18 protein-coding genes are annotated in these 23,012 nt (G+C 41.3%); 9 read left to right on the top strand and 9 right to left on the bottom strand.

Going from position 1 to position 23,012, the window contains the following annotated elements; all coding sequences use genetic code 11:
• Window positions 1–84 precede the first annotated feature (84 nt).
• Window positions 85–1,551, bottom strand: a complete 1,467-nt coding sequence (locus tag PQO05_RS08195) for a glycoside hydrolase family 130 protein (RefSeq protein WP_273632216.1) — start codon at window positions 1,549–1,551, stop codon at window positions 85–87.
• Between the two features lie 153 nt (window positions 1,552–1,704).
• On the opposite strand from PQO05_RS08195, the gene PQO05_RS08190 reads away from it, so the two are divergent.
• A complete protein-coding gene (locus tag PQO05_RS08190; protein WP_273632215.1) occupies window positions 1,705–2,382 on the top strand; it encodes a response regulator transcription factor in 678 nt (225 codons plus the stop codon).
• 12 nt (window positions 2,383–2,394) lie between these two features.
• Complete coding sequence (locus tag PQO05_RS08185; protein WP_273632214.1) at window positions 2,395–3,717, top strand: sensor histidine kinase; 1,323 nt, start codon at window positions 2,395–2,397, stop codon at window positions 3,715–3,717.
• 107 nt (window positions 3,718–3,824) lie between these two features.
• On the opposite strand, the gene PQO05_RS08180 is transcribed toward PQO05_RS08185, so the two are convergent.
• From PQO05_RS08180 to PQO05_RS08165, 4 genes are all read right to left on the bottom strand, one after another.
• Entirely contained in the window at window positions 3,825–4,745 is a 921-nt protein-coding gene (locus PQO05_RS08180) for a DUF58 domain-containing protein (protein ID WP_273632213.1), read from the bottom strand.
• A 67-nt stretch (window positions 4,746–4,812) separates the two neighbouring features.
• Window positions 4,813–5,133 carry a thioredoxin gene (gene trxA / locus PQO05_RS08175; RefSeq protein WP_273632212.1) on the bottom strand — a complete coding sequence of 107 codons (321 nt, stop codon included), beginning with the start codon at window positions 5,131–5,133 and terminating at the stop codon, window positions 4,813–4,815.
• A 208-nt stretch (window positions 5,134–5,341) separates the two neighbouring features.
• Entirely contained in the window at window positions 5,342–5,821 is a 480-nt protein-coding gene (locus tag PQO05_RS08170; RefSeq protein ID WP_273632211.1) for a nucleoside deaminase, read from the bottom strand.
• A gap of 65 nt (window positions 5,822–5,886) precedes the next feature.
• Window positions 5,887–6,498 carry an OmpH/Skp family outer membrane protein gene (locus tag PQO05_RS08165; RefSeq protein WP_273632210.1) on the bottom strand — a complete coding sequence of 204 codons (612 nt, stop codon included), beginning with the start codon at window positions 6,496–6,498 and terminating at the stop codon, window positions 5,887–5,889.
• Between the two features lie 152 nt (window positions 6,499–6,650).
• On the opposite strand from PQO05_RS08165, the gene gyrB reads away from it, so the two are divergent.
• Together gyrB and PQO05_RS08155 are read left to right on the top strand one after the other, a co-directional pair.
• Window positions 6,651–8,609, top strand: a complete 1,959-nt coding sequence (gene gyrB, locus PQO05_RS08160; protein ID WP_273632209.1) for a DNA topoisomerase (ATP-hydrolyzing) subunit B — start codon at window positions 6,651–6,653, stop codon at window positions 8,607–8,609.
• A 273-nt stretch (window positions 8,610–8,882) separates the two neighbouring features.
• Window positions 8,883–11,060, top strand: a complete 2,178-nt coding sequence (locus PQO05_RS08155; RefSeq protein WP_273632208.1) for an ATP-binding protein — start codon at window positions 8,883–8,885, stop codon at window positions 11,058–11,060.
• On the opposite strand, the gene PQO05_RS08150 is transcribed toward PQO05_RS08155, so the two are convergent.
• On the bottom strand, window positions 11,050–11,964 hold the full coding sequence (locus PQO05_RS08150) for a LysR family transcriptional regulator (RefSeq protein ID WP_273632207.1): 915 nt from the start codon (window positions 11,962–11,964) through the stop codon (window positions 11,050–11,052). The two genes, PQO05_RS08155 and PQO05_RS08150, sit on opposite strands and share 11 nt — an antisense overlap.
• 101 nt (window positions 11,965–12,065) lie before the next feature.
• On the opposite strand from PQO05_RS08150, the gene PQO05_RS08145 reads away from it, so the two are divergent.
• Both PQO05_RS08145 and PQO05_RS08140 read left to right on the top strand, forming a co-directional pair.
• Entirely contained in the window at window positions 12,066–12,701 is a 636-nt protein-coding gene (locus tag PQO05_RS08145) for an NAD(P)H-dependent oxidoreductase (protein WP_273632206.1), read from the top strand.
• On the top strand, window positions 12,667–12,957 hold the full coding sequence (locus PQO05_RS08140; protein WP_273632205.1) for a putative quinol monooxygenase: 291 nt from the start codon (window positions 12,667–12,669) through the stop codon (window positions 12,955–12,957). Before PQO05_RS08145 ends, PQO05_RS08140 begins: the two co-directional genes overlap by 35 nt.
• Window positions 12,958–13,138: 181 nt before the next feature.
• Here the strand turns inward: PQO05_RS08140 and PQO05_RS08135 are convergent, their stop codons facing one another.
• Window positions 13,139–13,624, bottom strand: a complete 486-nt coding sequence (locus PQO05_RS08135; protein WP_273632204.1) for a cupin domain-containing protein — start codon at window positions 13,622–13,624, stop codon at window positions 13,139–13,141.
• A gap of 109 nt (window positions 13,625–13,733) precedes the next feature.
• On the opposite strand from PQO05_RS08135, the gene PQO05_RS08130 reads away from it, so the two are divergent.
• Genes PQO05_RS08130 through PQO05_RS08120 form a run of 3 tightly spaced genes read left to right on the top strand, consistent with a single transcriptional unit; the run spans window position 13,734 to window position 15,434 of the window.
• The gene (locus PQO05_RS08130; protein ID WP_273632203.1) at window positions 13,734–14,072 is read left to right on the top strand and encodes a PadR family transcriptional regulator; all 339 of its coding nucleotides are present in this window, start codon (window positions 13,734–13,736) and stop codon (window positions 14,070–14,072) included.
• Complete coding sequence (locus tag PQO05_RS08125) at window positions 14,069–14,740, top strand: hypothetical protein (RefSeq protein WP_273632202.1); 672 nt, start codon at window positions 14,069–14,071, stop codon at window positions 14,738–14,740. The genes PQO05_RS08130 and PQO05_RS08125 overlap by 4 nt, the downstream gene beginning before the upstream one ends.
• A 7-nt stretch (window positions 14,741–14,747) precedes the next feature.
• Window positions 14,748–15,434, top strand: coding sequence for a hypothetical protein (locus PQO05_RS08120; protein WP_273632201.1), 687 nt, complete (start codon window positions 14,748–14,750; stop codon window positions 15,432–15,434).
• Here the strand turns inward: PQO05_RS08120 and tamL are convergent.
• The gene (gene tamL, locus PQO05_RS08115) at window positions 15,431–17,719 is read right to left on the bottom strand and encodes a translocation and assembly module lipoprotein TamL (protein ID WP_273632200.1); all 2,289 of its coding nucleotides are present in this window, start codon (window positions 17,717–17,719) and stop codon (window positions 15,431–15,433) included. The genes PQO05_RS08120 and tamL overlap by 4 nt on opposite strands.
• Before the next feature lie 3 nt (window positions 17,720–17,722).
• The gene (locus PQO05_RS08110) at window positions 17,723–22,912 is read right to left on the bottom strand and encodes a translocation/assembly module TamB domain-containing protein (RefSeq protein WP_273632199.1); all 5,190 of its coding nucleotides are present in this window, start codon (window positions 22,910–22,912) and stop codon (window positions 17,723–17,725) included.
• Between the last annotated feature and the right edge of the window lie 100 nt (window positions 22,913–23,012).

Raw genomic sequence — 23,012 nt, 5'->3', positions numbered from 1 at the left:
CTTATGTAAAAAGAGCAAAACCGACTCGCGTCAGCTTTGCTGTTTATCCTTTCTCCTTGGTCCTTTATCTAAACGTCCAAAACTCTACGCTCCATCACTCAGCAACCTGTCGATCAAAGCATCAACTTCAACCTCAGCAAAGGAGGTAGAGTAATCTGATAAACCGTAAGGGATAATCAGTTTGTTATTATGGATGATAGAACCGCAAGAGTAAATTACGTTAGGAACATAACCTTCACGCTCTTCGCTGTTGGGCACCAGTAATGGCTCTTTCAAGCGGCCAATTTCTACGGCAGGATCATCCAGTTTCAGTAAGCTTACACTTAATACGTATTTACGCATAGGGCCAACACCATGAGTTATCATTAACCAGCCGTGCTCGGTTTCGATGGGCGAACCACAGTTACCAATCTGCACAAACTCCCAGCTAAATTTGGGTTTCTGTAGTTGGATCGGTTTTTCCCAGATATTGATCTTGTCCGAATACATGATGTAGTTGTTGCAACCATCAATACGGGAAATCATCACGTATTTACCATTGATTTTGCGTGGAAACAAGGCCAGGTTTTTATTCTGTGCACCATCGCCATACAAAGGCATAATGCGGAAATTGTAAAAATCGTTAGTCTGCAACAGTTTCGGCATAATCAGCGCACCGTCGTAAGCTGTGTAGGTAGCGTAATAAACCGGGCTGCCGTCATCGTTAATGAACTTCACAAAACGGGCATCTTCGATACCTTTGCGCTCATATTCAGAGATCGGGAATATTACCCGGTCGGATATATCGGTATCCATCGAGAATACGATTTCGTAGTACGAATCGGCCAGCCACAAGATCTTATCATACTCCAGCTTTTTCAGATCATCTTCCTGCAGCTTTTGCGAATCGATAAGGATCCGGCGCAGGTTAGCGTACTCGAAATGATGATCGAGTTTACCTTCAATCTCATTTAATACATCGATATTGATTTGCGTAACTATTGCCTTATCAAAAAATAGTTTTTTGTTATAAACCGCATTCCGCACTATTTCGGCTTCATCAATATAACTACCGGCAGGTATAACGGTGATATTGTTATAACGATCGATCAGTGCACGACGGAAAGTGATTGACGAAATGTGCCCCTCACCCACTGCCCTGAAACTGATAATTACCCGGCGTTCACCATCTTCAAGGTCGCTTTGGTCAGGGTCTTCAACAATTGATGGGTTAAAGAATGCAGCAGATTCGATAGAATATTCGTGGGTAAAATACGAACCGATCAGCAGTTTCAAATATACCGTAAGGCTATCGTAATCGATATTCAATTCTTCGAAAAGATTCTTCAGCTTACTGCAATGACGGTTTAAAACACGGGTAATATTACGGTGCCGTTTAGAATATTCTTGCAGCAGGGGCGAAATAATACCGAATGCTTCTTGTTCGGTTAACTCCATAACCCGTTGTATTACTTCTTTAGCACGGTCATTACCATTGAAAAAAAATCGTGCAATAACACGTTTCGGATCGGGATTTACTTTGACGGGCTTACGCTCAATAGAAAGTCTCATATAAAAACAGTTAACACATTAACAGCGGCACAGCGAAATTGATTGCAGCAATTTTATAAACCTTTAAACTATATATCCACATTTAAAGTTCTATTTATTCAAACACGTTTATTTTGAGGATAAGTTTTACTTTTTTGTAATTTGCCCATAATTATGAATGTTTTAATTGTTGAAGACGAAAAAAGTTTAGCCCTTGAGGTTGATGAATACCTTAGCCACGAAGGTTTTACTGTAGAACATGCCCGTACACGCAAATCGGCAGAGGAAAAGATCTTTGTTAATAACTACGATTTTATTTTGCTTGATTTGGGTTTGCCAGATGGCGATGGCTTTGAACTGCTGAAAATGTTTAAGCAATTAAAAGACCGCGACGATGCCGTGATTATTTTAACTGCCCGTGCCGCTGTTGATGACCGCGTACGCGGATTGGAAGAAGGCGCCGACGATTATCTGCCCAAACCATTCTCACTGAATGAGCTGCTGGCCCGCATGCACGCCATTACCCGCCGTAAACACAAACTAGAAAGCAATGAAATTACGGTTAAAGGCTTTAAAATAAACATCCAGAACCGCACGGTTAATTTTGGCACCGAACGCATTAACCTTACCCGCAAGGAGTTTGAAATTTTGAACTACCTGGTTTTAAATAAAAACCGTGTAATATCGCGTACCAACTTAACCGAGCACGTTTGGGGCGATGTGCTTGAAATAAATTCAGACTCGAACTTTGTGGATGTACACGTTAAAAACCTGCGTAAAAAGTTATCTCAGCACGCCTCTACCGATTGGTTCGAGACTGTACGCAGCATTGGTTATCGTATCAATATCTGATAAAACCGGATCATGAAACTGCAGTTTAAACTGGCTTTATATAATACGCTTACCAAGGTGGCCATTATATTTTTTACGGGCGGTGTTATTTTAATATCGCTCGAAAAAATTTCGTATCACCATATTTCGTTAAGGTTAGAAGCCAAGAAAAATGAGTTTCTAAGAAGCTTATCGTCAAAAAGGATCTCGCAGATACTGGAGCAAAACGAAAGCTTTACCGACTACAACATTTTAAAGGATGACTACATTATGTTAAAGCAGGTAAAGTATGAACCGATTACCACGGTAATTGATACCTTCAGCACAGCCCAGCGTACCATTGATAAAAGCATTGACACCTACCGTATTTTAACCTGCAAATTCAATTATAACAAACGAACCTATCTGCTAGAGGTGGGTAATACTATTGATGCTGTAGAGGAGCTTAAAAACACAATTAAAGGGTTCACTTTGGTGATACTGATCTTCGCTCTATCACTTACGTTGTTAAGCGATCTTATTTTTACCAAATATTTGCTCAAACCGTTTTACAATATTATAGAGCATAAACTCATCAGGGTAAACGATCCGCTTAATTTCGATTATCAGAAAGTAGAAACATCGACCCAGGATTTTAACCTGCTGGATGATAGCATCAACTCGTTGATGAAGAAAATAACGGATATGTTTATACTCGAGAAACAGTTTATAGCCAATGTTTCGCACGAGTTGTTAACGCCGATATCTATCATGAGCTCACGGTTAGAAAACCTGCTGCTACATGAAACATTGAGTGAAGAAGCCGAGAATAAGATCTTTGCCTCGCTGAAAACGCTGATCCGTTTAAAATCCATTATCAATAGCCTGTTACTGATCTCGCAGGTAGAAAACAACCAGTTCAACAAAAACGATATTGTTAAGATACCCGAAATTATTACTGAGATAAATGAAGAACTGGAAGACCGCTTAGAGGATAAAGAAATTACCTTCATCAACAACATTAAATATGAGCAGGCAATTATTGGCAACCGCAGTTTAATGCATACATTGTTGTTTAACCTCATTAATAATGCTATTAAGTACAATCATAATGGGGGTAGCATTACCATTGATGACAAGGTAGATAATGGCCTGTACCAGCTCGAAATTAAGGATACAGGCGTTGGAATGGACAATGCACAAATTGAAAAAGCCTTTACCCGTTTCGAGAAACTGGATACAGACGAGCGCGAGAGCTATGGCTTAGGCCTGGCTATTGTAAAGAGTATTGCAGCTTTCCACAAAATAGACATTGATGTGGTGTCCGAAAAAAACAAGGGCACTTTAATAAAACTTAAATTTAACGAACGCCGGTAACTTCACTAAATCTTCATATAGCATCCGCATCTTTGTGATGTAAAGTTTTAGTTTCGAGTTACCCCTATTTGGAGGCTGTTCGGTTTAAAGTTCCGGGCAGCCTTTTTTTATATCATCTTGTTCCGCTTGATGAGATAAGCCTTCAACAGATCGTAATACCCATTGTGTATTCCGGCATCAATCAGATCGATGTGATATTGGGCACATTTCAGTTCCAGCTCTTCGCGATAAGTTCTTAGTGCAGCTGTATAGCTATCACGGATTTTATTAGGATGCACCCTGATCTCCTCTCCATTTTCCATATCGATGAAATGGTGCGGGCGGTTATCAAAGTTAAAGTCGACCTCGTGCGTACGATCGTTTACATTAAAAATAATTACTTCGTGCTTGTTGTATTTTAAATGCTGGATGGCGGCAAACAGTTCGTTTGTTTTCTCTGCATTCATACTGTTCTCCAGCATATCGCTGAAGATAATAACCATCGATCTTTGGTGAATTTCCTCAGCCACGCGGTGCAGTACTTGGCTGATATTGGTACTGGTATTAATTTTAGGTTGATTATAGGCTTGTTCTAACTGTGCGTATAGGTGAAACAGATGTGTAGTGGTTGATCTGGCCGCACTCAACACCTCCAGTTCATCAGCAAACAAACCCAGTCCGAATGCATCACGCTGCTTTTTAAACAGATACATGAGCGATGCAATAGCGTAAACACTAAACTGCAGCTTACTCATTCCTTTTGCCGGGAAGTTCATGGATGATGAAGTATCCAGCAATAAATAACTGCGTAGGTTGGTTTCTTCTTCGTATTGCTTTACAAATAATTTATCCGTGCGGGCAAAGAGCTTCCAATCGATGTTTTTTACTGACTCGCCAGTATTATAGAGTCTATGCTCGGCAAACTCCACAGAAAAACCATGAAAGGGGCTTTGGTGCAAACCGGTAATAAAGCCTTCAACCACCTGCCGGGCCAAAAGTTCGAGGTTTGCCAGGTGCCTTACCTGCTGATCGCTGTTGAGTTGTGCCATGTTCTAAAATACAAAAAACGCCGTAACTAAGTTACGGCGTTCTCTATATAATATTGTTTTGGGGCAATTAAGCCAGTTGTTTTTCTAACTTACCAGACAATACCGATTTTGGCACTGCACCGATTTGCTTGTCAACAATTTCTCCGTTTTTGAAGAACAATAACGCAGGAATGTTACGGATACCGTATTTCATTGAGATGCCTGGGTTATTATCTACGTTAACTTTACCAACAACGGCTTTGCCATCGTATTCTTTTGCGATATCTTCAACTACCGGACCAACCATACGACAAGGACCACACCACTCTGCCCAAAAGTCAATTAATACGGGTTTATCTGATTTTAACACAAGCTGTTCGAAGTTTGCGTCTGTAATTTCTAAAGCCATGATATTTTTTAATTTAATTTCAACAAATATATACTATTCAAAATACTTGCCACAACACCAAGTATGACAATGTGACAATTATATTATCAGAATGTTTTCTTTTGACAATATATCACATTTGTCATTGCGAGGTACGAAGCAATCTCGTAGCTATACAGATCGAATATGCTTACGACGAGATTGCTTCGTACCTCGCAATGACAAAGTTTTAGTATTCGGTCTTATCTGTATTCTCTTCCCATTGCTTAAAGGCCTTTAAAGCCTCATCACGCAGCATTTGTACTATAGGCAGCTTGCGTTGTGCCATTGGCAGCTCGAGTTCGTCGTAAATAAAGTGATCATCGAAACCTATTGCGGCAGCATCGGCCTTGGTGTTGGCGTAGTACATCTTATCCAAACGGGCCCAGTAAATAGCTCCCAGGCACATCGGGCATGGCTCGCAACTGGTATAGATCTCGCAACCCTCTAAACTAAAGGTGTTTAATTGCTGACAAGCTAACCGGATAGCAGACACTTCGGCATGTGCCGTTGGGTCGTTTGTGGGTACTACTTTGTTGGCACTTGCGGCTACAATTTCTCCATTTTTAACTATTACGGCACCAAATGGGCCGCCTAATCCTTCCTGCACATTTTTTACAGACAGGTCTATAGCCATCTGCATAAATTTTTCGTGTTGTGTAATTTCCATATCTTCTATAAATACAAAAGCCCCAATCAAAAGATTGAGGCTCCGGCATATATTTTGATTAAAAATTATTTTTTGTCTTTCGCATAAGCATCGTTAAGGCCTTTCACAACTTCGGCAGTAACATCAAGGCTTGCATCACCGTAAAGCATATTAGCGTTACCTTTTTGGTAAGTTAATACCATTTTGTAGCCTTTATCTTTAGCGTATTGTTTTACAAATTCAGAGATCTTTTCGTACAATTTAGCTTGCTCAGCACCTTGATCATTTTGAACCTGTGCACCAGTGTTTTGCTGATAAGCTTGTAACTCCTGTTGTTTACGACCTAATTGTTGCTCTTTAGCCTGGCGTGCATCAGCAGCCATAGTAGCCTGATCTTTTTGATACTCGGCAACCTCACGCTGAAAAGCCTGACCTTTTGATTGCAGATCGGCCTGGGCAGCTTTGCCTTTAGCTTCTAAGCGGGCGGTCATATCTTTTACATAGTTATATTTAGTAAGGAGCGTATCCTGATTAATGTAAACAATCTCAGATTTTGCTGTACCTGTAGCGCTTGTTGATGCAGCAGCAGGTGTAGCGGTAGCCTTATCGGCAGTTTTGTTTTGGTTACAGGCAACAACCGCAGTTGCCAGCGTAACACCTAAAGTAAGTTTTGTAAAAACCGAACCCATTTTTTTCATTCTACGTTTATAAATTTTACCGACAAAGATAAAATTTCAATCTAATTATCCTAATCATTCAATTTGCTTATTCGCGTGTGCTTTTTTATCCACACGCCTGCCTTAATATGCTCAAAATTTCGTATTTTTGTTAGTTATTTTATTATTAACCAATGAGCGAAGAAAATCAGGACAGATCCAATTATTCAGCAGACAATATACAGGTTTTAGAAGGTTTAGAGGCGGTTCGTAAAAGACCGTCGATGTACATTGGCGATACCGGCGTTAAAGGTTTACACCACTTAGTTTATGAGGTTGTTGATAACTCGATAGATGAGGCTATGGCCGGCTATTGCGATACAATCAACGTAACCATCCATCCGGGAAATTCTATATCTGTAAAAGATAATGGCCGTGGTATCCCTACCGCCATGCACACTAAAGAAAAGAAATCGGCATTAGAGGTTGTAATGACCATCTTACACGCCGGTGGTAAATTTGATAAAGACACTTACAAAGTATCGGGCGGTTTACACGGTGTGGGGGTAAGTTGCGTTAACGCACTTTCAATCCACCTAAAAACTAACGTTTACCGCGAAGGCAAGATATTTCAACAAGAGTACGAAAAGGGTAAACCAATGTACGATGTGAAGGTAGTTGGCGAAACCGACCGTACCGGAACAACACAATGGTTTCAACCTGATGGCGAAATTTTCACCACCACCCTTGAGTATAAATACGATACCCTTGCTTCACGTTTACGCGAACTTTCATTCCTTAATAAAGGAATACGTTTAACGTTAACAGATGAGCGCGAAGCTTTGGAAGATGGCTCTTTCCGCACCGAAGAGTTCTTCTCTGAAGGCGGGCTAAAAGAATTCGTTAAATTTTTAGATGGTACCCGTACCCCTATCATCCCCGAGCCAATTTATGTAGAAGGTAACAAGCAAGGCATCCCGGTTGAGTTGGCTTTGCAGTACAATGACACCTACTCTGAAAACGTACACTCATACGTAAACAATATTAACACCATCGAAGGCGGTACACACGTAGCTGGTTTCCGTATGGGCTTAACCCGTACTTTGAAAGCTTATGCCGACAAGTCGGGCTTATTGAAAAACTTAAAGGTAGATATTACCGGTGATGACTTCCGTGAGGGGTTAACCGCTGTTATCTCAGTAAAAGTAGCCGAGCCTCAGTTTGAAGGCCAAACCAAAACCAAGCTGGGTAATAACGAGGTGAGCGGTGCAGTAAACGTTGCTGTGGGCGAAATTTTATCTATCTATTTAGAGGAAAACCCGAAAGAAGCACGCCTGATCGTAAACAAGGTAATATTGGCCGCTACTGCACGTGCAGCAGCCCGTAAAGCCCGCGAAATGGTACAACGTAAAAGCGTAATGAGCGGTTCTGGCTTGCCTGGTAAACTATCAGATTGCGCCAATAGCGATCCGGCATTATGCGAGTTGTTTTTAGTTGAGGGTGACTCGGCAGGTGGTACTGCAAAACAAGGCCGTAACCGCGAGTATCAGGCCATTTTGCCACTGCGTGGTAAAATCCTGAACGTGGAGAAAGCGATGGAGCATAAGATCTATGAGAACGAAGAGATCAAGAACATGTTTACCGGTTTAGGTGTAAGCATCGGTACGCCAGAGGATGACAAAGCGCTTAACTTAGCTAAGTTACGCTACCACAAAATTGTGATCATGACGGATGCCGACGTTGACGGTTCGCACATTACTACGCTGATCTTAACCTTCTTCTTCCGTTATATGAAAGAGCTGGTTGAGTTTGGTTATGTATACATTGCAACCCCACCGCTTTACCAGGTTAAAAAAGGTAAAGAGTTTGAATACTGCTGGACAGACGAGCAACGCGATGCTGCTATACAACGCCTTAAAGGTGCAGGTAAAGAAGATAGCGTACATACCCAGCGTTATAAAGGTTTAGGTGAGATGAACGCCGAGCAGCTTTGGGAAACTACTATGGACCCTGCGCGCCGTACCCTGCGCCAGGTAAGTATTGAAAACGCTGCAGAGTGTGATCATACCTTCTCTATGCTGATGGGTGATGAAGTTGCCCCTCGCCGCGAGTTTATTGAGAAAAATGCCAAATACGCCCGTATCGACGTATAATAAAGCATCAACATATTGCCGGCTTTATATAGCCGGTAAAACAGAAAAAGCCTTCGTAATTGAAGGCTTTTTCTGTTTATACCCATTTATAAAACCTGCGCAACTTTTTTACGTATATCATTTTAATTTATGATTAAAAACAGGCACCATTTAAAGGCAAATACCATTGATAATATTTAGCCGTAATAAAATTCTATTGCTTATTTTTTTGTAATATTAACTTTAAGAAAAGATAGCAGTGTTTGGCCTGTCCCTATTAAAAATATTAGCCCCTTGAAATATATTTTAACATTACTTCTTATATGCTTATATCTTACCGGCAACGCCCGTGTAGGTAATAGTAGTGTTGATAGCCTCAAAAAAATACTAACTCAAAATAACAAAACACCTGCAGATACATTAACAGTTAACCAGTTAAATAAACTGGCCGATACCTATTTTCAGTCAAACCCCGATAGCACCTATTATTACGGGCAAAAGGCGGTAGACTTATCGCGCAAAATACATTATAACTCCGGGTTGGCTAATGGTTTACTACAAACCGGGCATGTAGATTATTTTAAAGGAAAATCAACCGAAGCACAGCAGGAGCTTAACGAGGCTATCCGTATTTTCAAAAAGCTAAATGATAAAAAAGGCCTTGTTGCCTGCTACCAGGCATTCGGGGCGATGTATACCCTGTTGGCCGACTATCCATCAGCCATAAAGAACCTTAACCTGGCAATTGAAATTAACAGCCAGCTGGGAAACAATGAATTGATGCAAACCAGCCTGTATAAAAGTATGGGTAACGTTTACTTTAGTAAGGGCGAACTATCCAAATCACTCGATTATTATTATAAAGGGCTTTTTATAGCTATCAAAAATCATTATACCATACCTGCGGGTAATTTGTACAACAATATTGGGGTTGTGCTGCAAAACATGGAGGTTTACCCCAATGCGTTTGACCATTTTAAGAAAGCGCTCGAAATTTTAGGCAAAACAAATAACGCCCAGGCGCTTGGCACCATCAACCAAAACATTGGCGAAATATTGCTGGCCCAAAATGATCTGGATGGTGCAATCCGGTATTTAAACAAGGCCAACTACATAGTAAAGAAACAAAATGACAAGGATGGCTTAAGTTCTGTTTACGCTGATCTGGGCTTATGTTATGCAGCTAAAAATGATTTCGGCAAAGCTATTAGCTATATCGATACCTCTTTGCAGATTGCCCAAAAATACAAGATGATATACAACCAGGCTTATGCCTTAATTGGATTGGCCAATGTATATAATCAGCAGAAGGATTATCAGAACGCTTATAAATATGCCACAGCAGGTCAGCAATTATCTGTTAAACTGGGCAATTTATCGGTAAAGGCCAATGCTGCTTTGCAGCTAAGTAAATCACTGGCCGGCCTGGGCAAAGCTGCGCAAGCTTATGACTTTTTAAATCAATACATTGATCTTAAAAATCAGTTAAAAAGCAACGAAAGCATAGAGAAATCAACCTCTTACAATTTTGAGCTCACTTTTGCTTTAAAAGAACATCAGCTTAAACAACAGCAGTACGAAAAGGATCTCATCTATCAACAAAAGGCACATAGCCAGCGTTTAACCAATGTGATATTTGTGGTAATTATCCTGGCCATGATTTTAATATCAGGGGTTTATTACCGCGAGAAAAAGAAACAGCAAAACATTAACGTTATGCTGGAACATAAAAACCACGAGGTATTAAACCAAAAAGCTGACCTGGACGAACAGGCCAAAAAGCTTAACGACCTTAACACTTTAAAAGACAGGCTAATCTCCATCCTTGCCCATGACCTCCGTGCACCATTAAGTACACTGCGTGGGCTGTTTGGCCTGTTACAGGATGACAGCATTACACACCAGGAACTGGTTGAAATGATACCAAGCGTTTTGAAGAAGCTTGAATACACATCCGACTTTTTAGATACACTGCTGTTTTGGATTAACAGCCAGATGGAAAACTTTGATACATCAGTAAAAAAATTCTCTGTTTCTGAACTGGTACAAAATGAAGCAGAAGGTAACAAAGAAGAAGCCGAATCAAAGGAAATTAACTTTTTGATTGATATACCCGACGGCTTAACTGCCACAGCTGATCCCAATTCTATTCGCATTGTAGTGCGCAACCTTATAACCAATGCCATTAAGTTTTCTGACAGGAATGACACTATTCATGTTTCTGCATACCAGGAAGCTCAGAAAATTATTGTTAAGGTTGCCGATACCGGTGTGGGCATGTCGCCCGATCAGTTGAGTAAACTTTTTAAAAGCAAAGTAGACAGCAAAAACGGCACTAACAACGAGTCGGGTACGGGCATGGGGCTGCTCTTTTGTAAAGACCTGATCGAAAAATGCAACGGCGAAATATGGGCCACGAGTGAACCGGACGTAGGCACTGTGTTTACCTTCAGCATCCCGGTTAATTGCTAACTGGCAGGGCAACCATTTCTTTTTCAAATATTTCCTGTAACACCGCAATCTGCTCTGCATAAATCGTTTTTTTACGGGTACCGAAGTATAGCGTGTTTTCAATTATATTATTCCCCTGCCAAAGCAGCTTTACGTGGCCCGCATCCATTTCGCGTTTTGATAAAAAGTCAGGGATAACAGCCACTCCTTTCCCATCGCTCAGGCAACGTAGAATAGAACACATATTGGGGACAATGAAATTGGGTTTAAAATCGGGGCGTTTGCCAAAATTACTATGCCAAAACTTGCGCAAGTGTTCCATGTCGCCGGCTGTACCATACCAGGTCTGTGTTTTAAGCCATGCATAAATCCCGTCGGTATCGCCACGCTTTACAAGCTGGTCAAATTCGCTTGTATCAGTATTTGAACCCGCCACAACAACAATTTTTTCTTTAAAGAAGGGTTGATAGTTTAATCCTTTATAATCGCCTTTTTGCGGAGTGATGATCATATCCAAAACCCCGGCATCCAGGTCGCTCAGCATTTCGGGATATTCGCCAAACTTAATAAATACGTTAAATGGCAGGGTTGGCAAATAAGATTCTAAGGTGAACTGAAAAGTTTCAAAACACATCCCAATGCTAATAGTAGGTATATCTTTCTCAGTGCTTTTATGGAAATGACGTTCGGCATCTTCCAGCTTGCAAATAGCTTCCTGAACGTAATTATATAAGATTTTCCCCCGTTCGGTCGATACCATTTTGCGTGAAGTACGGTCGAACAATTTGTACCCCACATAGCTCTCCAGCGAACTTAAGTGCAAGCTAACGCCTGGTTGCGATATAAACAACGATTCGGCAGCGCCGGTAAGCGAACCTGTTTCATATATAGCTTTAAAGGTGCGGAACCATTCTAAGTTTACCATAACCTATCTATTATAATTATGATACAAATGTATCATTTATACTATTTTAATAGTCAATAATTAGCCGGTAATTTTGAATCATAATCAAATAGAAATAAGAAATGAAAAATATATTTGTAATTAACGGCGGCCAGGTATTCGGCCATTCGGGTGGTAAGTTCAATAAAACTTTACTGGATACCACGGTTGATTTTTTTGAGAATCAACCTGGTTTTGCTGTACGCTCCACAGACGTTAACAACCCTTACGATCCTAACCAGGAAGCTGAAAACTATAAATGGGCCGATGTTATTATCTACCACACTCCGATCTGGTGGTTCCAGGTACCGCACGATTTTAAGAAGTATATCGATACCGTATTTAGTGCAGGGTATCAGAATGGTATCTACAAAAGCGACGGCCGCTCATCAGCCAACCCGGCTATTAATTATGGCACAGGTGGGTTAATGCATGGCAAACATTACCTGGTAACTTCATCATGGAATGCACCCGAAGAAGCCTTTACCCTACCGGGCGAATTCTTTAATCAGCACAGCGTGGATGAAGGTGTGTTATTCGGGTTCCACCGTATGAATGCATTTACAGGTATGGAACAATTAGAGAGTATTCACTTTCATGATGTTATGAAAAATCCCGACATTGATACCCTGATGGGCCGTTATCGTAATCATCTAAATAAATTATTTATTAATAAAGAAAATCATGAGCATCTACCTCACAGCGCTATTGAAATTTAAAACCGGCGAAGCCGATACCGTAAAACCGCTATTGCTTGAATTAGTAGCAAATTCGCTTAAAGAAGAAGCCTGCCTGCAATACGAACTTTATCAGGACAGCGAAAATGAGAACCTGTTCATTTTCCACGAAACATGGAAGGATGCGGCCGGATTAGAACAACATACCCAGCAAGCGCATTACAAACAGTTCAGTCAACAGGCTGGGCCATTGTTAGAAGAAACCCCAACGCTGCATAAAACACAGCGGATTGCGTAAGTATATAAAGGTCCCACCTCAATATAAGAGGTGGGATTTTTTGTAAAATGATTTTAAAAATTTGTCATTTCGAACGAGGTACGAGGAGAAATCTTGTGCAGCGTAATTACCAGTAGTATAAGATTTCTCCCGATGGTCGAATGACAATATTCGTTATTGTCTCTCCCCTCCTCAATATTCCTTATTTTCTGCACAATCTTTCAAGCAATCCACTATGCTGCGGATACAGCATTCTCATTGTATCCACCTCCGCCATTTCAAATTCAGCAAACTCAAAGCCCGGAGCTACAGCGCAACTTACTAGTGTAAAACTTTCGCCTAAAGGTATTTCGGCAGCAAACCATAAACCGGCTTCTATCACTACTGATAAATTACCTGTATTGGTATCAGAAAGTTCATAACTATAATAATCTCCGGCTTCATTAATTACATGGATACATAGCGGTGTACCTTTATGGAAATACCAGATCTCATCAGAAGCCAGGCGATGAAATCCTGAATAATCCTTCCCTTCCAGCAAATAATAGATAGACGTACAGGCTTGTTTTAACAACGGGCCTCTATTAACTGTTATCCCCGAGCGGAAAACTTCTTTGTAAAAACCACCTTCGGGATGAGGCTGAAAATCGAGGTGCTTAATCCAGTATACAGAAGTATGAGTATCCATAAAGCAATGATATTGAAATAAATACCCGCTTAATAACAGAAAAAAAAATAATTTAATTTTTCATACATAATTTTCTTATGCATATAAATAAATTATATATATTTGATATATGAGTAGTAACCAACTGATAAAAGGCACTTTGCAAACCATTATTTTAAAGCTATTGGAAGACAATAAGCAGATGTATGGTTATGAAATAACCCAAAAGGTAAAGGAAACTACGTCGGGCGAAATTTTACTGACCGAAGGTGCCCTGTACCCTGCCCTGCACAAACTGGAAGCCGATGGCCTGCTGGAAACCCATACCCAGGTGGTTGATAACCGCGTACGTAAGTACTATGCCTTAACCGAAAAAGGCGGCAAAGAAGTAACCAGCAAAATAGAAGAAGCGCAAGCTTTTATGGATCAGCTACAATTATTGTTAAACCTAAAACCCAACCTGCAATGATCATTACCCAATCGCAAAGTCAAAACCTGTATCAGTACCTGAGCGGTATATTTAGCTATCGCGAAACACTGACCGAAGTTTACGATCACCTGCTTAGCGCGCTCGAAATTTATGATGGCTCCTTAACTTTTGATGATGCTGTAAATACCATTATCAGAACCGATTTTGGCGGGAAAGAGAAGTTTTACGAGCTAGAGAAACGGTTCAAAGCCACAACGTCTGACGAAATCAAATCGCAAATATGGGGAACATTCCGAAGCAACATTAAATCGTGGGGTGTTGCATTTGGTTTAATATTTTTCTTATTGGGTTTTAAATACCAGGTTGGCTTCAACAATAAAGACCTGGTTATGCTTGTAATGCTCCTCGCCTCAGCTCTGCAATTGTCGCTCGATGCTTTGCGCAGGTTCCGTTCAGGACGATTATACGGGAGTCAGAAAAAATCTGTTAAAGACCGCATCCTTTTAAATGTAACAGCCATCCCCATGCGGTTTATATTGGCCATTATATTATTAAACACAAAGTATGCCGGGCAGTTACTAAGCCTTATATCACCCGGTTTACAGTTTGGTATGATCCTAATTGTGTATACGGCCTTATTAACCTTTTTAGTATCTTACTATCAGTGCTTCCATAAAGAATATCGTTTCAAAGCCATCAACAATTAATACCTGTATGCCTTTAACCACCGACGAGCTAAACTGGGTGACCAAGTGTGTAAACATCTACAAAATCCCTTACCAGGAAGTTTATGACGAAGTGCTGGATCATATTTTAAGCGCCATTGAACAGGCACGTGATGCAGGTAATAACGAACCGATAGAAACCCTTTTTCAAAATGTAGTCGATGAGCATTTCAAGGGGCATGAAGGGGTTGAAGAACTTGCAAAAGTTCAGAATAAGCTATATAGAGAAAAGGTATACCGCATCTTGTGGCGTAATTTTCGATCTGTTTTAGACTGGAAAGCTATTTCATTTATTGCCATCATAGTGGTGATGGCACATTATCTCCCTGTTAAAGTTTTGGCTGCAAAATTATTGCTGATACCGATTTTCATCATAGTTTGTAGTCCGCTTGTTTATGCCTACACACAAACCCGTATCATCAAGGTAAATGAAGGCAAAAGCTCATTCGTGCGCGCCGGTTTAATCTCTATTGGCTATACATCTTTTATGTTGCTCAATATGTACCTGCAGTTACCCAATTGTCTTGATGCTATTAACGATAGCAATACCGCACATCATTTTATACTTACGCATCCCGAAATTTCCGCATTAGTAATGTCTTTAACGCTTGTATACAGCATCAGCAGTATTTATTTATGCCGGGGAGAATTACAGCCTTACAGGCTATCCGCTTAAAACGGATAACCTATAGCTAGGTTAAATATACCATTACCCAATTTTGGTGTAACCCAGTTGCTGCCCGGCTGCCATGGCCTGAGCACAGGGATACCATAATCTGTACGCAGAATAAGTATTGTAAGATCGAACCGGAAACCAAAGCCAACATCTGCAGCCAATTGTTTGTAAAAGTTTTTGCCGAACGTATCTTCTCCCGGTACGGGGTTACCATTTGTATCTGTCAATTTCTGGTGGTTGAGGTTCCACACGTTACCGGCATCTACAAACAAAGCCCCATTAACTATGCTAAAAAGCTTTGTGCGATACTCCACATTGGCCTCGATCTTAATATCGCCAGATTCATCTGGTAAAAAGCCATTGTTCCCCACAAAATAATAAGGATTAACCGTACCCGGACCTACAGACCGCGCCCTGAAACCCCTTAAACTGTTAGCGCCACCCGAGTAAAACTGTTGGCTGTAAGGCAGGTTCCGCGAATTACCATAAGCCAAACCAAAACCAGTAGAAAGACGTGTAGCTATCTTACTGTTTGGCCCAAGTTTGTGGAAATACCTGATCTCGTTTTCCAGTTTTACATACTGATCGAACGGCAGGCCGAACAGCTTGGTAGTATCGCCGCCATTTTTAATGTTGGCTCCGGATATCAGGCCATAAATATTATTTGATAAACTCACCTTTCCCGAATACAGGAAGGTGTTGGTGCGATAAGCATCAATCGTATTGTCGTAAGTAAAACTATAACTTGGGCCCCAGGTAAACTGCGGATTTATAACGTGTTGTAAAGTTGGGTTACCCGTTTTTTTAATACTATCCCTGTACAATTCTGTTACACTGCGTGGATGCGTATAGGTTACCTCCAATAGGTTCAACGCATGTTGTTTATATTGATTTTGTTTCCACTGATAACCGAAAGCTCCGTTATACGAATCTAAAGTGTATAGTTGGCTACGGATAACCAGCGACCCTCCCAGCGTTAACGTGGTGTGCGGTATATAAGCGTTATCTGCCTTAAAATTAAACGGGCTCACAAAGCGCGGCCAGCTTAACGAGGTTTGTACCCCTACCTGCGATACAGCATAGCCACCATTTGACTGCCCTACCTGCCCGTCATTGCTACCTATAAGGCTAACGGTTAATAGTTCGCCGCCCTTAAAGGCATTACGGTTTTTCCAGCTTACACTAGCCTGCACACCATTATAACTGGCCGAGGTAGTACGCCCAAGTAAATCAAACTGGATAGATTTTTTAGGATACTGCGTTAACTGGTAATATACATCCAACAAGGGCGAATCGGGCGTTACATCCTCAAAACGGTTTTTAACAAACTTAAACGGCCCCAGTTCAATAAACCGGTTTAATGATTTGGTATGGTCGGTACGGTTATAAACTTCGCCGGGGTGCAACAATACGGTGTTTTTAAATACCCAGGGCTTAACTGTTTCACGTTTACCCCGCACAATATAATACCAACGATATTTTTGGGCCGAATCGAGCTTTAAAGCCGTATCACGCAACGTATAGTTAGGGTAAACATAAATATTCCGAATACTGTAAATAGTCCGGGCTAATTGTGAGGTTTCTTCCTTTACCTTCACAAACATATCAACCTGGTGGCCTTCAATGGTGCTGTCAACCCTTAGCTTAATATCATCCGGCGCGAAATAAAAGAAACCCTCTTCTTTTAAGCGGGTATCAATCCGGATACGCTCATTCTTAATTACATCGAGGTTATAATTATCGCCAACCTTAAGCAAGCTTGCTTTAGCTGTACCGGCCACTGCAGTATCAATACCCTCGGGGCTTGTAGGGAAAACAACTTTCCTGATTTTATAGGCCGGTCCGGTAGTTGCGGTGTAAACAGCTTTGGCTGTGCGGCCTTTGCTCACTGTATCGCCAATTACCTGCGCCTGGAAATAACTTACATTTTGCAGGCGATTGGTTAGTATCTGGCTGTTTTTATCCAGGTCTACATCGCTTGCAAATACAGGCGGCTCCCCTTTTCTGTGCAGCCATGCCCTAAAGCCTTTTGTTTTTTTAGTTTGAGTGATGTTCCATAAATACAATTTGGGGCGTAAGCCCAAAAACGAACCATTTGGTTTTGGCCGAAGCAGAGCTTCTAAATCGGCAGTTAATGCCTTTGAATCTGCTTTCTTAATATCCTTATTAACAATTTTAACCTGCCCGCCGGTATACAATTTTTCGCCCTTGGGCAAATATTTAGTATTACTGCACGCATTTAGTACAATAGCCAATAGCAATAAATATGATAGATTTTTAGTCATGGTTTAGTATAAAAGTTCCTCTTCGTCCAGCTCGGGATCCTGTTGCTCTTGCGATTGCCCACTTCCTGTTGGCGTAACCGCTTTTTTATCATCAGCGGGTTGTTGTTTCGCATCATCTGCCGCCTTTTGTTCTTTCTTTTCCTCTTTCTGGTCTTTGTTGTATTTCTTTTGCAAAGCCTTATCCTGTTTACTCTTTTTAAACAGCTGGCTAAACCGGTTATAATCCATCGTAAGCGTAAAGCCTACGCCGGTTTCAATAACCTGGCCTTGTAGTACAATGTACTCATCGCGGCGATAAGCCCTCAGTGTATACCTGCCATCTTTACTCAGTTTGTAATTGGCCGATAAATTGCCTGCGATATTGCTTGTTTGTTCACCCTGTTGTGCACCCTCCAGGTTAAAGCTATTACCCACGGTTACCGTTAGCCTGTCATTAAGGAAGCGTTTGGATAGCCCGATGTTCAAATCCGTTCTGTTAGTTGCCTGCCCCGACGAATAATCTTCGCCCGATTGCAAATCGAAATTCAGGTCCACTCCCGCTATCAGGTTACCTGCTAAGCGGTTTAATTGATCAGATAGCAGGCTGCTTACCGTATTACGTACCAAACCTTCGGCCGTGGTGCTTCCGCCCTTGCTCTCCAGTGGATTATCGCCAATAAAATGCCCCAGTACTAATACACCAAGCACCTGTTTGTTCATCTCGTTCGGATCTGATCTCACCTGATCTAAACGGGTATTCACTATCGTGATAATGTTTGGAGATACGGTATAGTTACTATCCGGCAACACAATATCAAAACTAATAGCCGGCGACATGAGCTGATTTTTAAGGTTCAGGTTCACATTAAACGGCAGCTTTTGTTTAAGCATGGTGTTCTGTACGTCATCGCTCTGGTCTGCAACCAAGTCAATAGGCGGCACTTTGGCTATATAGGTTGCGGTCAGGTCAATGTTTGCTGTGGTTGGGTCGCCGGTCCATACAATGGTACTGCCCGGTTTAAAGTTAAACTTTCGTACAACACTGGCATAAGCAAGTGTATATGAACCCGAAGCAACGGTATAGGTACCTGTAAGGTTAACCTTACCACTTGGATCAATACCACCTTGCAACGCTGCCTCACCTTTAATATGCACCACATCTCCATTACGCTCATCAATCACAATATTAAAGTTGGCCTGCTTGCTGATGTTTACCACCATATTAATATCCATGCCGGTAACTTCCGATTTTTTGAGCGAATCCAACTGTTTGGCCAGCAGCACAGAATCTATCTGCGGTTCGTCCTGGTCAAAAAACTCTACTACCCCTTTCCGGTCTTCCACACTTGGGTCATCAGTAGGCAGCACAATGGTCATATCGGTTTTGTCGTTCACGTCCAGCGTACCATCAACAATAGGCTTGGCCATATCGCCACGCACCTTAATACGCGTATCAATAAACAGCTTACCGTAGTATAATTTATTGTCGGCATGGGTTGAGTTCATCACCCTGAAATTTTTGGCGTTGATATCCAGTCCAAATTTAAAATCGGTATAAGTAGTGGTGTAAACAGCACCGGTTACTACAGCTTTAGCCCCGGTAGAATCCACCATCGTAAAGTCGTTAAAATGGATCCCGTCATTGGTAAATGAGATACTCTCATTCGGCATCTGGAAGTATGAGTTGAGCATAGATACGTTAAACCCAACCTGGTTAAACTTAACATCGCCTATAATGGATGGCGCCGTTGTAGTTCCCGTTATTTTAAGCTGACCGGAGATATTACCCTTCGACCCTCTTATCGCACCAAATGTAAAGCCCTGGATACTCTTCATATTCAGTGTCACGATATTGAGGTTCATATCAAACCTGGCTTGTGGTGCAGTATAATAAACGCCATCCAGGTTTACTTCATTACCATCGCCTGTAATGGCTACATTAGCTGCGTAAGCGTTCTCTGTCTGGTTGTTTACTTTAATGGCAATATTACCCACGGTATCCTGCCTGAAACTAAATTCAGTCAGATTCAGATTAGCTGTAAACTTGGGCGATTTTTGAAAATCGCTTACCGTAGCATCGCCATTCAAAGTACCGCCTACCAGCGTAGAATCCTGGCGTGCAATCTTAGCTAGATCTTCAATATGGAAATTGGTAAATTTAACATTGATCGGCGCATTAAGCGTTTGCGGGTTGCTGTTCACACTTAATATTTGGCCGTTGTTTGATATGGTAAATTCGTGGGCTAAAATACCCTTTGCGCCAAATTGCAGTGAATTATCGGGATTAACCGCCCATTGCATATAGTTAAGCATTAAGCCGTTTTGCAGGAAACTAAACTGGTAACCGCCATCCAAAGCACTAAACACACCCGCCATTCTGAAACGTTCTTTTTTAGTAGCATCGCGCATTTGCACGCTGATATTCAGTTTATTGTTTTGGGCATTACCGGTAACGCTTGGATACAACAGATCGAGTGAGGTTCCCACCTTAATATCATCAAACGTTAGGCTATAGTTCAAAGCATTATTGCTTGTGTTGATGTTGAGCTTCCCGTTGCTTACATCGTTAGTACCGTAAATCACTTTTGGTATAGTGCCATTAACCAACAGGTCGCCGGTGGTGCTATTGAAATGGCCGTTAATTAATATCGGATCTAATCGTTTTAAATCGGGCACCAGTTGGCCTACCATTGGTGTTTTTACCGCGTGGATATCAAACGTAAATTGCTGTGGCGAATACTTTGGTTTGGCTTTCTGCTTCACCATGCTGGTGTTATAATACTTATCGATATTATCCTGCAAGGCGGTGGCAATCTCGGTCAATTTATATTTACCGCCGAGATGTGCAGTCAGCATCGGGATCTTCAAGCGCAAACTGCTGCTATCGGCATTGGCGGTTGATACCAAACTGATGGTATCCATCTTAATGCGCTGACCTTTGTTTACCAATACCATATCGGTAATTAATGCTTTACCATTCAGATAATCCGGATCGGCGGTTGGGAAGTTAGCCACCAGCTTACCATGGAAACGCATTTCATCTTTCACAAAATGCAGCTTTTGCAGGTTAATGCTATCGATCATTAAATTGGCAATAACAGATGGATATTTCTTATTCATATCCGCCTTAGCATCGAGGCTAAAATTGATATTGGGATCTTTCATTCTGGCTGTTGCTGCGTATTTACCGTTTACGGCACTGCCTTTCGCTACCAAGTTTTTATAGGTATAACCTTTTACCTGCGCGCTCGCCACGTTGGCATCAAATTGCAGGTTAAGATGTTTAGGATCTATACCATTACCCTTTACATTTGCGCTTAGGGTTAAGTTGCCCACCATTTGTGGCTGCTTGGTTAAAGCACCTGCATTAAGGTTGTTTACTTTAACATTGGCATTATAGGCCAAACGCTTCATGTCGTCAGCATTTTTTATATGGGCTGTGGCATCAATAGCGCCGAGGCTTGTGCGAAGTATAAGTTTAGTATTTAAATCCTTCATACTACCCTTTAGATTACCTTTTAAGTTTAACCTTTCGGGAATACTTACGCTGGCCGGGATCATCTTTTTATCAACCAGCTTATATATATCGCGGCGACTGGTGGTTATATCGGCAATGGTAACATCGAAAGCCGCTTTGGCTGGATCTGTTTTGCCATTTACGATCATGCCCTTTACTATTGCCGACGCTTTGATGTGGGTATCAGACAGTCCGCGGACTTCCATATTGTTAATGTGCAAATTGTTGGCAGTGCCTGCAATTTTACCATCGATACGGAACACTGCATTAGGCGAACTCTTAAATGGCTCCATCGACTTCATGGTTGGCATTACCAATAAAATATCTTTAAGGCCGATGTGCGTACCATCTAAATTAGCGTTGATGCTTAGTTTACCGAGATCTTTGGTAATGGCATCGATAGATGGGTAACCTACCTGTACATCTTTTTGCAATACCGAGTTAGGTGTTTGAATCAACAGATCTTTCAGGTACGAATTTTTCGGCCCATAGAAAAACGAGGTATGGAACTTTTGAAGCGCCAACCCGCTTTTATCGCTGAAAGTAAATTCGTTGATTCGGCCCGAGGTGCTATCGGCGCTGTAATTAATATTTTCAATATCTGTGTTAAGGTTGCGGATATCCATGTGTGCATAATCCAGCCCTTTGGCTACCGGTTTCTGTGCATCGTTATCAAACTTTATATTATCGTTGGTGAAAGTAATTTTACCAACCAAGGCACTCCAGGGCTTGGTAGATGTAGGCGGCCTCATCAGTGTATCTACTTTTTTGGCAGCTTTCACTACAGCCTTCTGCACACTTTCTGGTTTAGATAACCTCAACGCTGCATCTGTATTACTTAACTCAACAGATTTGATATCGATCTTCTGCTTAATCAGATCCAGCTTATTAAACTCTACCAGGAATTTACCCAGATCAACACTGGTTTTCATTTCCTTGGTCATATAATACACCTTAACCCGGTTTACATCTATGGTGCCCAGATCAAGTTGCATATTCAATGGTTTGATGGCTGTATCAACCGCTGCAGTTTGAGCAATAGACGAACCCGCGGGTGTCTGGATAATCCGTGCATTAACATCCGACAGATTAATTTTCGGGATGCTGAACTTCATTTTGTCCATATCAAAAGTTTTGATACGGGTATCGAAGTGGCCCAGCAACAACTTAATATCATTGCCGGTAGTAAGGTCTTTATACTTGATATTGATTTTATCGAGGATGATCTTATCCAGCGAAAACTTCATGGTAGAAGTGGTATCCGTTGGCTTTACTTCTTTCTTTTGCTCGCCTGCAAAGGCTTTGATAATATAATCGAAGTTAAAAACGCTGTCTTTGTTTTTGCTTATGTTGGCGGTAATACCATCGAGGTTAATTTCGTTCACCTCCAGTTTATGGTCCAGCAGTTTCAGCATGCTGATATCAACCTTCAGCGTTTTTCCGGCTATGAGCGTGTCCTTATGCTGATCCTCAAAGTAAACATCCTGTAAAACAAGCAATTTAGGCAGGCCGAGGGTGATATGGCCGATAGCAACTTTGGTATGTATTTTACCCTGTAAATAGTTAACAGCCTTGTCTTTCGCGAAGTTTTGGACGGCAGGTACCTGTATTAATACAAATACAAGCAGCACCAAAAAAATAACACTCGCAATAATCCAAAGAATAGTTTTTATAGCAATTCGTCCAAATCGTTCCAATTTTTTCTGTTTTCAAAGGGTGAAGATGATGTTACCGCCTATATTACAAACAGCCTGCAAAAGTTGTTTGGATTACAATACACTAAAGGTTTGTTTTTTA

Origin of the sequence: Mucilaginibacter jinjuensis (genome assembly GCF_028596025.1) — a bacterium.
GTDB classification, from domain to species: Bacteria; Bacteroidota; Bacteroidia; order Sphingobacteriales; family Sphingobacteriaceae; genus Mucilaginibacter; species Mucilaginibacter jinjuensis.
Note: the sequence above shows the minus strand (reverse complement) of the source record. Positions and strands in the feature narration are given on the sequence as shown.

What these genes read in the sequence shown, in the direction of transcription:
- PQO05_RS08180 (WP_273632213.1), bottom strand. Translation starts at nt 4,745, where the DNA reads ATGGCACAACTCAACAGCGATCAGCAGGTAAGGCACCTGGCAAACCTC.
- PQO05_RS08130 (WP_273632203.1), top strand. Translation starts at nt 13,734, where the DNA reads ATGAGTAGTAACCAACTGATAAAAGGCACTTTGCAAACCATTATTTTA.
- PQO05_RS08135 (WP_273632204.1), bottom strand. Translation starts at nt 13,624, where the DNA reads ATGGATACTCATACTTCTGTATACTGGATTAAGCACCTCGATTTTCAG.
- PQO05_RS08185 (WP_273632214.1), top strand. Translation starts at nt 2,395, where the DNA reads ATGAAACTGCAGTTTAAACTGGCTTTATATAATACGCTTACCAAGGTG.
- PQO05_RS08150 (WP_273632207.1), bottom strand. Translation starts at nt 11,964, where the DNA reads ATGGTAAACTTAGAATGGTTCCGCACCTTTAAAGCTATATATGAAACA.
- PQO05_RS08195 (WP_273632216.1), bottom strand. Translation starts at nt 1,551, where the DNA reads ATGAGACTTTCTATTGAGCGTAAGCCCGTCAAAGTAAATCCCGATCCG.
- PQO05_RS08190 (WP_273632215.1), top strand. Translation starts at nt 1,705, where the DNA reads ATGAATGTTTTAATTGTTGAAGACGAAAAAAGTTTAGCCCTTGAGGTT.
- PQO05_RS08170 (WP_273632211.1), bottom strand. Translation starts at nt 5,821, where the DNA reads ATGGAAATTACACAACACGAAAAATTTATGCAGATGGCTATAGACCTG.
- PQO05_RS08140 (WP_273632205.1), top strand. Translation starts at nt 12,667, where the DNA reads ATGAGCATCTACCTCACAGCGCTATTGAAATTTAAAACCGGCGAAGCC.
- gyrB (WP_273632209.1), top strand. Translation starts at nt 6,651, where the DNA reads ATGAGCGAAGAAAATCAGGACAGATCCAATTATTCAGCAGACAATATA.
- PQO05_RS08120 (WP_273632201.1), top strand. Translation starts at nt 14,748, where the DNA reads ATGCCTTTAACCACCGACGAGCTAAACTGGGTGACCAAGTGTGTAAAC.
- tamL (WP_273632200.1), bottom strand. Translation starts at nt 17,719, where the DNA reads ATGACTAAAAATCTATCATATTTATTGCTATTGGCTATTGTACTAAAT.
- trxA (WP_273632212.1), bottom strand. Translation starts at nt 5,133, where the DNA reads ATGGCTTTAGAAATTACAGACGCAAACTTCGAACAGCTTGTGTTAAAA.
- PQO05_RS08165 (WP_273632210.1), bottom strand. Translation starts at nt 6,498, where the DNA reads ATGAAAAAAATGGGTTCGGTTTTTACAAAACTTACTTTAGGTGTTACG.
- PQO05_RS08125 (WP_273632202.1), top strand. Translation starts at nt 14,069, where the DNA reads ATGATCATTACCCAATCGCAAAGTCAAAACCTGTATCAGTACCTGAGC.
- PQO05_RS08145 (WP_273632206.1), top strand. Translation starts at nt 12,066, where the DNA reads ATGAAAAATATATTTGTAATTAACGGCGGCCAGGTATTCGGCCATTCG.